Source organism: Kocuria sp. (assembly GCF_030538595.1).
In the GTDB taxonomy this organism is placed as follows: Bacteria; Actinomycetota; Actinomycetes; order Actinomycetales; family Micrococcaceae; genus Kocuria.
Map to the genome: position 1 here is coordinate 109,005 of NZ_JAUNTS010000002.1, position 13,736 is coordinate 122,740.

13 protein-coding genes are annotated in these 13,736 nt (G+C 63.9%); 9 read left to right on the forward strand and 4 right to left on the reverse strand.

Annotated elements, in window-relative coordinates; translation table 11 throughout:
• Nucleotides 1-56: 56 nt before the first annotated feature.
• From Q4G32_RS02770 to holA, 3 genes are all read left to right on the forward strand, one after another.
• The gene (locus Q4G32_RS02770; RefSeq protein ID WP_303349123.1) at nt 57-998 is read left to right on the forward strand and encodes a helix-hairpin-helix domain-containing protein; all 942 of its coding nucleotides are present in this window, start codon (nt 57-59) and stop codon (nt 996-998) included.
• Nucleotides 995-3,751: a ComEC/Rec2 family competence protein gene (locus tag Q4G32_RS02775; RefSeq protein WP_303349125.1), complete on the forward strand. Its 2,757-nt coding sequence runs from the start codon at nt 995-997 to the stop codon at nt 3,749-3,751. Before Q4G32_RS02770 ends, Q4G32_RS02775 begins: the two co-directional genes overlap by 4 nt.
• A gap of 89 nt (nt 3,752-3,840) precedes the next feature.
• On the forward strand, nt 3,841-4,848 hold the full coding sequence (gene holA / locus Q4G32_RS02780; RefSeq protein ID WP_303349127.1) for a DNA polymerase III subunit delta: 1,008 nt from the start codon (nt 3,841-3,843) through the stop codon (nt 4,846-4,848).
• 255 nt (nt 4,849-5,103) lie between these two features.
• On the opposite strand, the gene rpsT is transcribed toward holA, so the two are convergent.
• Both rpsT and Q4G32_RS02790 read right to left on the reverse strand, forming a co-directional pair.
• Entirely contained in the window at nt 5,104-5,367 is a 264-nt protein-coding gene (gene rpsT / locus Q4G32_RS02785) for a 30S ribosomal protein S20 (RefSeq protein WP_303349128.1), read from the reverse strand.
• A 168-nt stretch (nt 5,368-5,535) separates the two neighbouring features.
• Nucleotides 5,536-6,150: a type II toxin-antitoxin system PemK/MazF family toxin gene (locus tag Q4G32_RS02790; protein ID WP_303349129.1), complete on the reverse strand. Its 615-nt coding sequence runs from the start codon at nt 6,148-6,150 to the stop codon at nt 5,536-5,538.
• Nucleotides 6,151-6,351: 201 nt separating this feature from the next.
• Between Q4G32_RS02790 and Q4G32_RS02795 the strand changes: the two genes are divergently transcribed.
• Genes Q4G32_RS02795 through Q4G32_RS02820 form a run of 6 tightly spaced genes read left to right on the forward strand, consistent with a single transcriptional unit; the run spans nt 6,352 to nt 12,338 of the window.
• Nucleotides 6,352-7,035 carry a MarR family winged helix-turn-helix transcriptional regulator gene (locus Q4G32_RS02795; RefSeq protein ID WP_303349130.1) on the forward strand — a complete coding sequence of 228 codons (684 nt, stop codon included), beginning with the start codon at nt 6,352-6,354 and terminating at the stop codon, nt 7,033-7,035.
• Nucleotides 7,036-7,077: 42 nt separating this feature from the next.
• The gene (locus tag Q4G32_RS02800) at nt 7,078-8,238 is read left to right on the forward strand and encodes a polyprenyl synthetase family protein (RefSeq protein ID WP_303349132.1); all 1,161 of its coding nucleotides are present in this window, start codon (nt 7,078-7,080) and stop codon (nt 8,236-8,238) included.
• Nucleotides 8,235-9,185: a phytoene/squalene synthase family protein gene (locus tag Q4G32_RS02805; RefSeq protein ID WP_303349133.1), complete on the forward strand. Its 951-nt coding sequence runs from the start codon at nt 8,235-8,237 to the stop codon at nt 9,183-9,185. Before Q4G32_RS02800 ends, Q4G32_RS02805 begins: the two co-directional genes overlap by 4 nt.
• Nucleotides 9,182-10,807 carry a phytoene desaturase family protein gene (crtI, locus tag Q4G32_RS02810; protein ID WP_303349134.1) on the forward strand — a complete coding sequence of 542 codons (1,626 nt, stop codon included), beginning with the start codon at nt 9,182-9,184 and terminating at the stop codon, nt 10,805-10,807. The genes Q4G32_RS02805 and crtI overlap by 4 nt, the downstream gene beginning before the upstream one ends.
• A complete protein-coding gene (locus Q4G32_RS02815; RefSeq protein ID WP_303349135.1) occupies nt 10,804-11,169 on the forward strand; it encodes a lycopene cyclase domain-containing protein in 366 nt (121 codons plus the stop codon). Before crtI ends, Q4G32_RS02815 begins: the two co-directional genes overlap by 4 nt.
• A complete protein-coding gene (locus Q4G32_RS02820; protein ID WP_303349136.1) occupies nt 11,166-12,338 on the forward strand; it encodes a prenyltransferase in 1,173 nt (390 codons plus the stop codon). Before Q4G32_RS02815 ends, Q4G32_RS02820 begins: the two co-directional genes overlap by 4 nt.
• 133 nt (nt 12,339-12,471) lie before the next feature.
• Here Q4G32_RS02820 and Q4G32_RS02825 read toward each other — a convergent pair whose 3' ends face one another.
• Nucleotides 12,472-13,455, reverse strand: coding sequence for a hypothetical protein (locus tag Q4G32_RS02825; RefSeq protein WP_303349137.1), 984 nt, complete (start codon nt 13,453-13,455; stop codon nt 12,472-12,474).
• Nucleotides 13,456-13,486: 31 nt separating this feature from the next.
• The gene (locus Q4G32_RS02830; protein WP_303349138.1) at nt 13,487-13,687 is read right to left on the reverse strand and encodes a hypothetical protein; all 201 of its coding nucleotides are present in this window, start codon (nt 13,685-13,687) and stop codon (nt 13,487-13,489) included.
• Nucleotides 13,688-13,736 lie beyond the last annotated feature (49 nt).

The window sequence follows — 13,736 nt, forward strand, 5'->3', positions numbered from 1 at the left end:
TCCACAACGTGAGTTTGACCTGCTGAGAGCTGGCGGCGTGGTGCAACGCTTGCGCCATGAGCCCTGTGAGCCATCGCGGTAGACGTCGTTTGGACCCGGATGAACCGGTGGAGCGGCTGCGTGGGCTCCTGGAGGCTGAAGCTGCGGAAACAGGAGAGGAACCGGCGCAGCCCCCCTCACAAGACCACTCTGCCTGGCGGGCCCCGGTGCGGTGGCGACTTCCGTGGGCGGCTGTGGTCTTGGTGGTGGTGGCCATGGGGGCGGTGGCGTTGAGTGTGCTGTGGCCAAACTCTGAAGGGGCCACGGACCACAATTCCGCCGCGGTGGCCTCCGTGGGGGTGGGCTCGCCGGGCGACTCCCAGAGTGGTTCTGCTGTGGGTTCAGTCACTGAATCCTCCGCAGATCCACCGCAGTCAGGCCCAGCACAGTCAGACCGCGTGCAGGAGCACGGCGCCGCCTCCGGTGGGGCTTCCACCACCCCGGAAACAGTGTTTGTGCACGTGGTGGGCCAGGTTCAGCGGCCCGGGGTGGTTTCCGTTCCCGGGGACGGTCGGGTTCAGGACGCCGTTGAAGCCGCGGGCGGCCTGACCCCCGGCGCAGTGGTGGATCACGTGAACTTGGCAGCGCCGGTCTCTGACGGTGCCCAGATACTGATTCCCGACGCCGAAGGTGACCGCCAACTGGCCCAGTCCGGACCGGGACCAGGGCAGCCGGTCACGCCCGCAGACAGTCCGGTCAATTCGGCACAGGCTGGTGCAGGACGAGGAAGCCCTGACGGCGGGGGCAGTGCAGGTGTTGCAGGGACCGGTCTGATCAACCTGAACACCGCCACGGTCACCGAATTGCAGACCTTGCCCCGGGTGGGCCCGGTGATGGCGCAGCGGATCATTGACCACAGGGAGCAGGTTGGTGGCTTCCGCAGCGTGGCTGAATTGGATGATGTCCCAGGTATTGGGCCCGCCATGCTCTCCGCGTTGACACCGTTGGTCACGGTATGAGCCGGGCGGGTACGCGGACGCTGGAGGCGGAACACCTCCGGGCGGCGCCGCGACCCACCCTGGACCTACGATTGGTGCCTGCTGCCCTGACCGCGTGGGGAAGCTCGTTGGTCCTGACTGCGGGCTGGGTTGGTCCGAATCCGCAGGCACCAGATCTGACGGGGCGGATGCTGGTCACGGTGGTTCTGGTGGTGCTCGGCCTGGGTTGTTCCGGTGCACTGGTGGGACTCGTCCTGGGCGTTCTGAGCACAAGACTGCGGCGTGGACGGCACAGGCACATCTGGCGGCAGCTGATCACCGGAGCAGTGGTGTGCGGGTCTGTGGCAACGGGCGTTGGTGCCGTGAGTGTTCATCGGCAGGCCGAGGCAGCTCACGCCGTGGCACAGCTGGTGGGAACACCTGCCAGCGACCGCAGCGGCCATGAGCCAATGGCTAATGGTGGCTCCGCGGAGGGGACCGCTGACGGGAGGATGGCTCGGCTCGAAGTGGAGATTGTGGACCGGCCCGTGGTGTGGACTGCCTCGGCGAACACCACCCCTGGTTCCAACCGTGGCACGAGCTCCGGTGACGGTGGGGCCACCCCCGAGTGGGTGCAAGATCGGGGCGAGGCCGACGGCGGAGTGGTGGTGCCCGTACGGACCCGCGATGGGTTACCCGCCACCGTCTTTGCTCGGGACACCGGGTGGCGTGCGCTCCGCCCGGGTGATGTGGCGACCGCCGTGGTCACGGTGGTGACCGGGCCGGGAGGCGAGGTGAAGTTCCGAGCCGGCAGCCCACCGCAGGTGATCGGCTCCGTGGAACGGGGCGGGTTGATGTCCTGGTTGGAGGTCTCCAAGCGGCGTTTCATGGCGGGCAGCTCCTCATTGGGAGCGGATGCCGCCAGTTTGTTGCCGGGGATGACCTACGGGGATCGTTCCGGCTTTGATCCAGCGCTGGAGCAGGCCATGAAGGACACGGGTTTGACGCACCTCACGGCGGTGTCCGGTTCAAACTGCGCGTTGGTCATGATCCTCATGGGGCATCTGGTGCTGGCTCTGGGCGGCAGCAGGCGCCTCTGTGTCCTGGCGGGGCTGCTGGCTCTGGTGTTGTTCGTGACGCTGGTGGGGCCGGACCCTTCCGTGGTCCGGGCCGCAGTCATGGGTGGCGTGGCCGCAGCGGGCATTCTGACAGGGCGGGGCGGAACCTCCCTGGCAGCCCTCAGCGTTGCGGTCTGTGGCCTACTGGTGGTGGATCCTGGGTGGGGGCGCGATTTCGGTTTTGCGCTGTCCGTGTGTGCCACCGCGGGCATCATCATCACGGCCCGGCCCCTCATCCGGATTCTCACCACAGCCATGCCGCAGCTTGTGGCCACCATGATTGCGGTTCCCGTGGTGGCGCAGCTGTGGTGCGCTGCGGTCCTGACGCTGCTCACGCCCACCGTTGCGCTCTGGTCGGTTCCAGCCAACGCCGTGGTGGCACCGGTGGTACCCGTGATCACCGTCATCGGTTTGATCGCGCTGCTGTGCTGTGGACAGCCCTGGGCCTTCGGTCATCTGGTGGGAGAGATTTTCTTGGGTGTGGGGCAGTGGCCCGTGTGGTTTGTGGGGTCCACGGCCAGATTCTTTGCCGGGCTACCTGCGGCCGTCCTGCCGTGGTGGGAGCCCCCGTTGGGACCGATGGCCATGGCTCTGATGTGCGCCGTGGCCATCCTGGTGATTCACAGAGTGGATGCTCGGCTGTCACGCCGGATCTCGGCGGGAACCCTCCAGTCGGCATCACGTGAAGAATCTGCCACAGGCACAGGCACAGGCACAGGCACTGCCACCGGCAGCACGCAGCACGGCCACACCACACGCTCTCCCCGCGGTGGGCATCCGGCTTTGTTGTACCGCCGTTGGCCCAGAGTGTTGGCTGCCGCCGTTGTGATGGGCACGGTGGCGGTCCTGGCCATTGGATTCTGGTGGAAACCTGCGCCTCGAACGGACTGGGTGGCCGTGATGTGCGACGTCGGACAAGGCGATGCCTTGTTGCTGCGCGGCACCTCCGGCGGGGAATCCACCACGGTGTTGATCGACGCCGGCCCGGACCCCGCAGCTGTTCGGAAGTGTTTACGGCAGGCTCACGTCACGGCTGTGGACCTGTTGATCCTGACCCACAATCATGCCGATCACGTGGCTGGTGCGGCTGGCCTGAACCAGTACGTGGACATCGGTCAGGTGTGGTGGTCCTCCGGAACTGGTCGAGCACCCCATGAAATCGCCGGGTGGGCAGTGGCTGACCAACGGCCCGCTCCAGGTGCCGAATTCACGGGGGAGGGCCTTCGGGTGGAGGTGCTGGGACCATCGGGCCAGCCGGCCGCCGCCGTGGATTCCTCCGGGGAGAACAATGCGTCCCTTGCCATCCGGGTGGAGGTGCAGGGACCCCCAGATTTTCCCACCACCACGGTCCTGGCCGCGGGGGACTTGGAAAACGACGGCGCTCGCACCCTCCTGCGCACCCACGGCGCAGGTCAGGGCACTGCCCTGGATGTGGATGTTCTGAAGGTCTCTCACCACGGCGCCCGCAATGGCGGCACGGAGATCGTGGACGCAGCCTCCCCGGCCTTGGCCATGATCTCCGTGGGGGCCCGCAACACCTACGGGCATCCCCATCCGGTGATCACCGATCACCTGGCGCAGCGGGGGACAGCGGTGGTGCGAACGGATCAGATGGGAACCTTTGGACTTTATCCGCAGCCAGAGTCCACGGCACTGGAGATTGTGCCTGTCCCATGACCGCTTTGTTGTCTTGCGTCGTGGGGTGACTTCGAGTGCTTTCAGACGGTTGAGTCTGCTCTGTCTGAGCGGTGTGGGATTCTAGATTCATGCCCCCACGCAAACGTGCAGCCACCCAGCCCAGCGGCCCCAGCTGGCGTGACGTTGACCCCGCGCCGCTGATCCTGCTCACGGGCAAGGAAGACTATCTGGCTGCCCGCGCTGTGGACCGTGTCCGCGCTGAGGTCAAACGGGACCGCGGTCCGGTGGAATTCACACGACTGGATGCCGCCACCTACGGTGCCGGACAGCTTGCCGTGCTGGCCAGCCCGTCACTTTTTGACGATGCCAAGGTCATTGTGATTGAAGATCTGGCCCAGATGAACGATGACCTTTTGACGGACGCATTGGCTTACGTGCAGGCCCCGGACCCGGAGGTCGTCGTCGTATTTGCGCACAGCGGGGGCACGCGCGGGAAAAAACTACTGGATGCGCTGAAAGCAACTGCCGTGGTGGTGGAATGCACCCCGCTGAAGAATGACCGTGACAAAGTGGATTTTGTCCGCCATGAGTTCCGGGTGCACAACCGTGGCATTGAACCGGATGCCGCCCGGGCACTGACAGAGGCGGTGGGCTCCTCCACCTCCGAACTGGCGGCAGCTTGCGCCCAGTTGCTGTCGGACGGCCCGGAGCATGTGACGTATGACGATGTTGAGACCTACTACGGCGGTCGGGTGGAAGCCACGGCCTTCAAGGTGGCAGACGCCGCGCTGGCTGGGCGTTCGGAGATTGCGCTGAAACTGTGGCGCCAAGCCCTGGACACAGGCACCGATCCGGTACCCATGGTGGCGGCGCTGGCTGCCAAGCTCCGGTTGGTGGCAGCGGTCCATGGCGTGCGGGGCTCGGCGCACCAACTGGCCGGCAAAGTGGGTGCTGCTCCGTGGCAGATCGAAAGAGCCCAGCAGGAAACCCGCCGGTTCGAGCAACGGGACCTGGTGGCGGCGCTGCGCGCGGTAGCAGATGCCGATGCTCAGGTCAAGGGCGAGTCCAGGGACGCCGCCTACGCCGTGGAGCGAGCCATCACCACCATCGCGCTCTCCGGACGCCACGCCATCTAGCCCCCGGTATCCACTCCGGGCCGCCTGCCTGGGCCCCTCCCGACTCCGTTGCGGCACCGTCCCGCCGCCCGCACGTCGACTTCCCCTCTGACTGCGAGATCACCGGCTATAGCGTGGGATCTCGACGTATATGTGGGAGCTCGGCGCCAGGACGGGAAGTGCCACGGGGCCAGCATGCGTACATGGCGCCGGAACGGTTTGAGCCCCGCACCCTGATGGGTGCGGGGCTCAAACCGACGTGCGGGACCTGAAAACTCAGGCCATGGCGTTGACGCGGGCTGCCAGGCCGGACTTCTTGTTGGCGGCGTTGTTCTTGTGCAGAACACCCTTGGAAACGGCCTTGTCGTACTTGCGGGAAACATCACGCAGTGCGGTGGAGGCAGCGTCCTTGTCGCCAGCGGCGATGGCGTCATCCAAGCGGCGGACGTAGGTCTTCAGCTCGGACTTGTACGCGTTGTTGCGCAGACGGGCCTTTTCATTGGTCAGAATGCGCTTCTTCTGGGACTTGATATTTGCCACAGATGACTCCTTTGAGTGAGCGGTGATCGGTCAGTGAGGGCAAACGGACGGTGTCACCGACTGAGACGTGAGAGTGGGGATGCTCGTGTGGTGTCCTACCCGCAGTGCCCGGCGATCAGCGCGGACACACAGCCGAAAACTCTAGCAGAAACCCGCCTGTTCGTGGGGTCACCGGGACTGAAGTCCTTGGATCACGGCGTTAAATCGGTCACGTCCCAGCACGGCACCGTCGCGGCGAATGTCTGCTTCCAGAACTTGAAGGACTCGATCCACACGCACCTCGGACGGCCGACCCGCACGGTCCCAGTCGCCGGTACCTATGTCCACAAAGTGATCATCGTGGGTGCGCGCGTTGTTGTGGTCCTTGGAGGTGAGCATCAAGGCCAAAAGGTACTGACCGTTGCGTCCCACGATCAGCACCGGGCGATCCTTACCGCGGGAATGATCCTCCTGATACGGCACCCAGGTCCACACGATCTCACCGGGGTCGGCCTTGCCGTCCGGGTGGGGGTCGTAGCTGGCCCGTACTTGACCACGGTAATCACCCGGGTAGGGCTGGGACAGCTGGTGATCGCCGCCCCCGGCAGCGGTGGTCGCAGCACCGCCACCACGGTGCTCCGTTCTGGAGCCGGCTCCGGAAGAGTTCACGGTGGAGGTGGCTTGGGGTGGCTGCCCGTTTCCTGTCCGGGACGACGCCGAACGGCCCTGTTGTCGTTGAAACTGCCGGTAGATCGACAGCCCGGTCCGCAAGAGTCGGGTGAAGTTCACATTCATGGTGGTCATTCAACCAGGTGTGGCAGGTGATCCATCAGTCCGGTAGCTGTTCCACCAGGTGCGGCAGCTGTTCAACCACCGGGAGCAGTTGTTAAACCACGGAGGGCCGCTGTGCAACCACGGAGAGCAGTTACTTCACCAGGCACAGGTTTGTGTCATTGACCTGCCCCGATCCGGTGCAGGTTTCCGGTTGGCGTTTATGATCTGCACATGACCCCCTCGCGTGAGAACCAACCCACGTCTTGGCCCGGGCAGCCTTCCGCAACAGCATCCGGTGAGGCCCAGACGGCCTCTGGCCGTCCCTCCCGTGCCCAGCCGGAGGGTGATGCCGGAGCTGGCTCAGGTGCAGGAGTCGGTTCTGACACCGAGCAAACATCTGCGACACCGCCACTGGAAGCGGCTCCGGGTGAGGGCACGTTCACCGCAAGTTTGCACCGTGAACTCATGCTGGCGTTGCAGGATTTCACCACGGAATCTTCGCGCTATGCCGACGGTGTGCGGCGTTCCTACGGACTGGCGCATTCGGATGTTCATGCCTTGGCTGAGGTGATGGCGGGGCAGCGCCGCGGTCTTCCTTTGCGTGCGGGGGACATTGCGCGGCGATTGGTGATTTCCGCATCGGCGGCCACGGCTGTGATTGATCGCTTGGTCAACCGCGGTCATTTGGTGCGCCACCATGACCACAAGGACCGCCGCGAAGTCGTGCTCAATGCCACCCCCAGCGCTGCCGCCACGGGTAAAGCCATGTTCGCGGCGCTGGAGCGTGAACTCGGCGATGAACTGGCCGGGTGGTCCGCGGAGGAGATCGAGGTGCTGCGCCGCCGCATGCCCGAGCTCACGGAGGCCGTGCGCCGAGCCCAAGATGTCACGCCGCCCCCGCCCTCGGATGTATGAACCTTTATTTCGATTCTTGAAACAGTGTGATGAAATGGGGCAGTGACTTCATCTGATCGTCCACTTCCCGGCCCACCGAGTACCGCGGTTCCGGCAGCTCAGGAGACATCCTCCGTGGTCCTCCGGGGCCTGAGTTCCACCGTTGCCGATCAGGTGTTGACACAGGTGCTCGCCGATTCCACGCGGCGTGCGGTTGAAATTTCCCCCAGCTTTGCGCAGCTCTGGGCGGAGATCGAACGGCTCACCCAGGGTGGGAAACGCTTTCGTCCGGCACTGGTGGCGCTGACCGCCCAGGCTTATGCGCAGGCGGACACAGGCGCGAGCGCAGCGATTACCCGCAACGGTGCCGGACGCACCGTTGCCACCGTGGGAGCGGCCTTTGAGCTGTTGCACAGCGCGCTGATCATTCACGACGACGTCATTGACCGCGACCCTCGCCGTCGTCACGGACCCACCTTGCATCAAGCTGCGCGCGACCGTGCCGTGGCCGGTGGGACCACCGTGGAGCGGGCCGATCACTACGGGTACAGCGTGGGCATCATTGCCGGTGATCTGGCCTTGGCCGCCGCCCACCGAGTGACTGCCACCGCGGGTCTGTCGCGGGAGAAATTGAATCGGGTCCTGGATCTGCTCGATTACGCCGTTTTCGCCTCCGCTGCTGGTGAACTGATGGACATTGATCACGCCCTTCCGGGGGCACGGCCCAGCGTGGAAGCCGTGCTGGAAGCCACGCGACTCAAAACATCCGTGTACTCCTTTGAAGCCCCCTTACAAGCTGGAGCCGTCATTGCAGGCGCCCCGGAGGCCCACATTCAAGCCCTGCGGGAGATCGGACGGAATCTGGGGTTGGCCTTCCAGCTGGCGGATGACCTTCTGGGGGTGTTCGGCAGCGATCAACAGACTGGCAAGCCAACAGACGGAGATCTGCGGGAAGGTAAGCACACCCTGCTGATTGCCGAAGCTGCAGGACAGGTCAATGCGGATGACGTGTTGGCTCTGGTGGGCCGCCATGATCTGACGGCGGAGGAGGCCGCACGCATCCGGGAGCATCTGGAGGCAGGGGGTGCCCGGAGCGCCGTCGAACAGCAAGCCCGTGCTGCAGCGGCGCGCGCAGTGGAGGTCGCCGAGTCAGCGCAACTGCCCGAGGGCCTGACCGGTGCGTTGGCCGCAGTGGCTCAGGATGCCGTGGAGCGCATCCGATGACCCCGGGGCAACCGCAGAGTGCCGTTGACCCGGCAGACCGAGCTGCCGCCGAGCGTTACGACCGCAGCGCCCAAGCTGCTGCTGCCACCGTGATCAGCCGGTATTCGACGTCGTTCGGATTGGCCTGCCGCTTACTGGGCTCCAGCGTGCGCACTCACGTGCGTTCGGTGTACGCGCTGGTCCGGGTGGCCGATGAGATCGTGGACGGTGCCAGTGCGGGTTCGGGAGTGGCACCGCATGAGGCGCAGCAGTTGTTGGACGATCTGGAGGTCGAGACGCTGGCCGCGATAGATCGCGGTTTTTCCACCAACCTTGTGGTGCACGCGTTTGCGTTGGCCGCCCGGGAAGGGGACATCGGTGCGGATCTGATCACCCCGTTTTTTGCTTCCATGCGAGCAGATCTGGGGGTGGACACCCACTCAGATGCCTCCCTTCAGGAATACGTGTACGGATCTGCTGAAGTGGTGGGCTTGATGTGCCTGCAACTCTTTCTGGCAGCGGACCCGGTGGATGCTGACACCCGCTCGGAACTCACGGCCGGCGCCAGACAGCTGGGGGCGGCCTTCCAAAAGGTCAATTTCCTGCGCGACCTCTCTGAGGACTACCAGAGCTTGGGGCGGGTCTACCTTCCCGGTGCGGACCCGCAAGCATTGAGCCAGGCATCCAAAGATGATTTCCTGGATCAGATTGATGCCGATCTGGCGGCTGCTCGCGCTGTCATCCCACAGCTGCCGGCCAACGGTCGCACCGCGGTGTTGGTCGCTCACGATCTCTTTGCCGAACTGGCCCTCAGACTGCGGCACACCCCGGCAGCTGATCTGCTGACCAGCCGGGTTCGCATCCCGGACACTCGCAAACTGGTGCTGGTGGCCCGCGCCATGGTCAGCGCCAACACGCCAACGGCACGTGGGGTGGCGCGTTTGCAGGGAAGGAATGGGAGCGCATGACACACGACGTCGTCGTGATTGGGGCCGGGATCACTGGCCTGGCCACCGCAGCTCTGTTGGCCAAGGACGGGCACCGTGTGACCGTTCTGGAACGCGGAAGCCGCACGGGTGGGCGGGTGGGGCGCTACGAGCGTGACGGTTTTGTTTTTGACACGGGACCGTCCTGGTATTTGATGCCGGAAGTCTTTGAGCATTTTTTCCGGCTCCTGGGCACCTCCGCTGAGCGGGAGCTGCAGCTTGAACGCTTGGATCCGGCCTACCGGGTCTTTGGGGAGAACTATGCCGAGCCGCTGGATCTGCGCTCAGATCTTGACGACACGGCACGGGTTTTCGAGTCCCAGGAGACCGGAGCGGGACAGCGAATCCGGGAATACGTGGCTTCGGCGGACCTGACCTACCGCCTGGCCGTACAGCATTTTCTCTACACGTCCTTTCACTCGCCTGTCAGTTTTGCGCGCCTGGTGAAGCCGGAGGTGGTGCGGCATCTTCCGCGGTTGGGGCGGCACCTTCTGGGCTCGCTGCACGGCTTCACCCATCGCCACTTCACGGACACCCGCCTGCGGCAGGTTCTGGGGTATCCCGCCGTGTTTTTGGCCTCCCGGCCGCGCGATACGCCGTCCATGTACCACCTGATGTCCCGCATGGACCTGGCCGATTCGGTCCAATATCCCGGTGGTGGGGTTTTCACCATCATCCAAGCTGTGGAGCGATTGGCCCGCCAGCACGGTGTCCGGGTGGAACTCAACGCGGAGGTGGAGCAGGTACTCACCACCCCGGCTGCGGCAAACGCTCGATTCCCTCGACGACGACGCCCCCGGGTTGACGGGGTGCAATGGCGCGATGTTCAGGGGGAGACCCACGTGTTGAAAGCCGATCGCGTGGTGTCGTCAGGGGACCTGCATCATCTGGAAACCAGGATGGTGCAGCCCGAACTGCAGACCTACCCCGCCAGCCGATGGGAGAAGCAGCAGACGGGGCCGGGTGCCGTGCTGGTGTTGCTGGGAGTGCGCGGCACATTGCCGCAGCTGACCCACCACAACTTGCTGTTCACCGAAGACTGGGATGCCAATTTCTCCGCAATCTTTGATCACCCCACGCGGATTCCGGATCCAGCTTCCATCTACGTGTGCAAACCATCAGAAACCGATCCCACCGTGGCTCCCCCGGGGGACGAGAACCTGTTTGTGCTGGTTCCCGTTCCAGCGGAGGTGAGCATTGGCAGCGGGGGTGATGATCGCAGCGGCTCGAAACAAGTCGAAGCGGTGGCGGACCGGGTGATCGAACAGATCGCGCAATGGGCGGGGGTCCCCGATCTTGCCGAGCGCATTGTGGTACGCAAGACCATTGGGCCGGCCGACTTTGCGCGGGATTACCACGCGTGGCGGGGCAATGTACTGGGCCCCGCCCACACGCTGCGGCAGTCCGCGTTCTTACGAGGACGCATGCGCAGCCGCAAGATTGCGGGTCTGCACTACTGCGGGTCCACCACCATCCCCGGAATTGGGCTGCCCATGTGCTTGATCAGCGCGGAGAATGTACTGAAGGATTTTCGCGGTGACACCTCTGTGGGCCCTCTACCGGAAACCAACGATCACACAAGATTCGGCGGCGGGAGTTCATGAGTCTGCTCAACTTTGCCCATTTGGGATTCCTGCTCTTCAGCATGGCGGGCATGGTCATTGTGGATGCTCGGGAAAAGTTGTTCTTTTTTCGTTCGCCCTGGCGCGCAGCGGTGGTCACAGTCACGGGAGTCGCCTTCTTCCTGCTGTGGGACATTGCGGGCATTGTGCACGGAATCTTCCTGCACGGAAGCTCTGAGCTGGATTCTGGGATTCTCTTGGGTCCGGAGATGCCGCTGGAAGAAGTGGTTTTCCTGACCTTCCTGTGTTATCTGACCATGAACCTTGTGGTTCTGGTGGAAAGGCTTTTTGCGTATCTGGCGCGTCAACGTGGTGGGAATGCCCGGGAGGTGAACCAGCCGTGACCTACTGGGAACTCATCGTGATTTTCTGTGCGCTGGCCGCCGTACCCTTGGCCTTTCTGGTGGGCTCTGGAATCTCGGAGATCAAGCGCAAGGTGGCCACGGTCGGCGTCGTTCTGGGGATTCTGGTGGTGCTGACCATCATCTTTGATTCGCTGATCATCATGGCCGGATTCGTGGAATACGGGCAGTCCACGCTCAGCGGAATCGTGTTGTGGAACGCGCCGATCGAGGATTTGTCCTACGTGGTGGCAGGCGTGCTGCTGCTATCTGCCCTGTGGTGGGCACTGCAGCGCCCAGGCCATGTCAAGCAGCAGCTCAGCACCTGGTTCACCACCAGTCGGCCCATTTCCTGGGTGAATACGGCCTATCCCTTTGCCGCGGCGTATTTCCTGAGCACGGGCCGCGTGGATGACCTATTGGTGATCGGCAGCCTGTTCTTTTTGATCCCGTACAACCTCATGATGTACGGGATCAACGATGTTTTTGATTACGAGTCCGATCTTCGCAATCCGCGCAAAGGCGGAGTGGAAGGCGCGGTGGTGCCCCGGGCTCAGCATCGCGGCATTCTGGTGGCCTCTTTGCTGACCAGTCTCCCGTTCGTGATCTATCTGCTGGTGGCAGGATCAGTTGCCTCCGCGCTGGTTCTGGCAGTGAGCTTGGGTGCAGTGGTGGCCTACAGCCTCAAAGGCCTGCGGTTCAAGGAAATTCCGTTCCTGGATTCGGCCACCTCCGCAACGCATTTTGTGTCCCCCATGGTTTTCGGCCTGGTGCTGGCGGATGCCACGTGGAGCTGGAGCTTGGTGGCCGTGACGGTGGCCTTTTTCCTGTGGGGTATGGCCTCCCAGGCTTTCGGCGCGGTTCAGGATGTCACGGCAGACCGGGAAGGGGGGCTGGCCTCCATAGCCACGGTTCTTGGCGCCCGCAGCACGGTGTGGGTGGCCGCCCTGATGTATCTCGGCGCGGGAGCACTACTGCTGTTCACGGCGTGGCCGGGGCCGGTGGCTGCCCTGTTCGTTCTGCCTTACCTTGCCAACGTGATTCCCTTCCTGGGCCTCAACGACGCCGACTCTCACCGAGCTCATCTGGGGTGGAAACGCTTTTTGTGGATCAACTACCTGGTGGGCTTTGCCGTCACCATGCTGTTGATCTACACCCGCATGGCCGCTTGATCCGCTGTGCCCGCTGGCCGGTACGCATCTGGCCAGCAACGGTACGCAAATCGCCCATGTGGTGGCCTTTTTGTGGCGATTTGCGTACCGCAGGCGGCTGCCGGAGGTCTCTCCCATCAAGTGGGCCCACGGTTTACAGAAGCCTGTGGGCCAGCCACTCCAACCAGCCTTGAGCCCGAACCGGGTTTCGCATGTCCTCAGCCACCAGAACTCGAATGTCCCAACCGTGGTCGCGGAACAGTTCCAGGCGGTGCATTTCATCGCCGTAGGTGTCACGATCCGAGCCGTGGACGGCACCGTTGTATTCAACTCCCACCTTCTGTTCCTCCCAACCGGCGTCCAGATGAGCTTTCCGGACCCGACCGTTGTCATTGAGCAGGACCGGGAGATTCATGGTGGGGGTGGGTAAGCCGAAACTCACAGCCATGAGGCGGACCATGGTTTCCATGGGTGACCAGGTCCGTGCGCAGGCCAATGGCAAGAGCCGCTGCAATCTGGCAGCCCCGGAACTGCGCATGGCGTTCAACGCCGTGTGGACTTGTTCCAACCGCCAGGGCCGATAACGGGTGCGACCAGGCTGGGTCTCGATCCCCAACAGGTGATCCAGACAGGCCACCGCTCGCCAGTCGGACAGATACGGCTCAATGGCCACCAAGGACTCGACTGCGCTGACGATTTGTGAGTCCCACAAGCCCTGCAGAGCTGGTCCGGGGCTACCGGCTGTGACCAGGAGGCCGTCGTGTCTATGGTGTCCTCGCTTTTCGGTCCAGACCAGGTGCGGGGTATTCATGGCCGCCGCCAGGTCTTGTGCACGTACAGCGGGTTCAATGTCGAGTGCATCGCGGACCCACACCGGGGTGTGGCCGATCGGGAAACCGTACATGTGCGCGGCAGAGAATCCCGCCACCTTGAAGTTTGGACCAAAATGCGTCTGGCACAGGGCCGCAATTTCCTCGGGTTTCAGAGGCGCCAGTCCCGGCAGACCGTGTGCCCAGAGCCCGTGTGCCACCTTGGCGTAGTCCGAAGATCTGGCCATCAACCGGCTGCGCTTGCCGAGCGCGCCGGTGGTGGCCAAGATGGGGCGCGGCTGGCGGGGTTGGTAGTTGAATCGGGGCATGCGTTCCACGCTAGGCATGGTTACGCGCGCTTCAGGAGTTATCCACAGGGCTGATTCCGGGAGCGTGGATGATGAACTCCAACTCGGCTGGCATGACTTGGTACGCAAATGGCCACTGATCGAGGCGGTTCTTGGTGTTTTGCGTACCAATTGAGGGCGAATGCGGACCGCAGGTGGAGGCACGACGACGGGGCGGGTGCTCCGCCACGGCAGCATCCCACCCAAGGCTCATGAGACACTGTGTGATTGATCCTTCCGGGCGCAGGGTGCGGCGTCGTCGT

Excerpts from the sequence above, each read along its gene's own strand:
- Q4G32_RS02770 (WP_303349123.1), top strand. The coding sequence starts at position 57 with ATGAGCCCTGTGAGCCATCGCGGTAGACGTCGTTTGGACCCGGATGAA.
- Q4G32_RS02775 (WP_303349125.1), top strand. The coding sequence starts at position 995 with ATGAGCCGGGCGGGTACGCGGACGCTGGAGGCGGAACACCTCCGGGCG.
- holA (WP_303349127.1), top strand. The coding sequence starts at position 3,841 with ATGCCCCCACGCAAACGTGCAGCCACCCAGCCCAGCGGCCCCAGCTGG.
- Q4G32_RS02790 (WP_303349129.1), bottom strand. The coding sequence starts at position 6,150 with ATGACCACCATGAATGTGAACTTCACCCGACTCTTGCGGACCGGGCTG.
- Q4G32_RS02795 (WP_303349130.1), top strand. The coding sequence starts at position 6,352 with ATGACCCCCTCGCGTGAGAACCAACCCACGTCTTGGCCCGGGCAGCCT.
- Q4G32_RS02805 (WP_303349133.1), top strand. The coding sequence starts at position 8,235 with ATGACCCCGGGGCAACCGCAGAGTGCCGTTGACCCGGCAGACCGAGCT.
- crtI (WP_303349134.1), top strand. The coding sequence starts at position 9,182 with ATGACACACGACGTCGTCGTGATTGGGGCCGGGATCACTGGCCTGGCC.
- Q4G32_RS02815 (WP_303349135.1), top strand. The coding sequence starts at position 10,804 with ATGAGTCTGCTCAACTTTGCCCATTTGGGATTCCTGCTCTTCAGCATG.
- Q4G32_RS02825 (WP_303349137.1), bottom strand. The coding sequence starts at position 13,455 with ATGCCCCGATTCAACTACCAACCCCGCCAGCCGCGCCCCATCTTGGCC.
- Q4G32_RS02830 (WP_303349138.1), bottom strand. The coding sequence starts at position 13,687 with ATGAGCCTTGGGTGGGATGCTGCCGTGGCGGAGCACCCGCCCCGTCGT.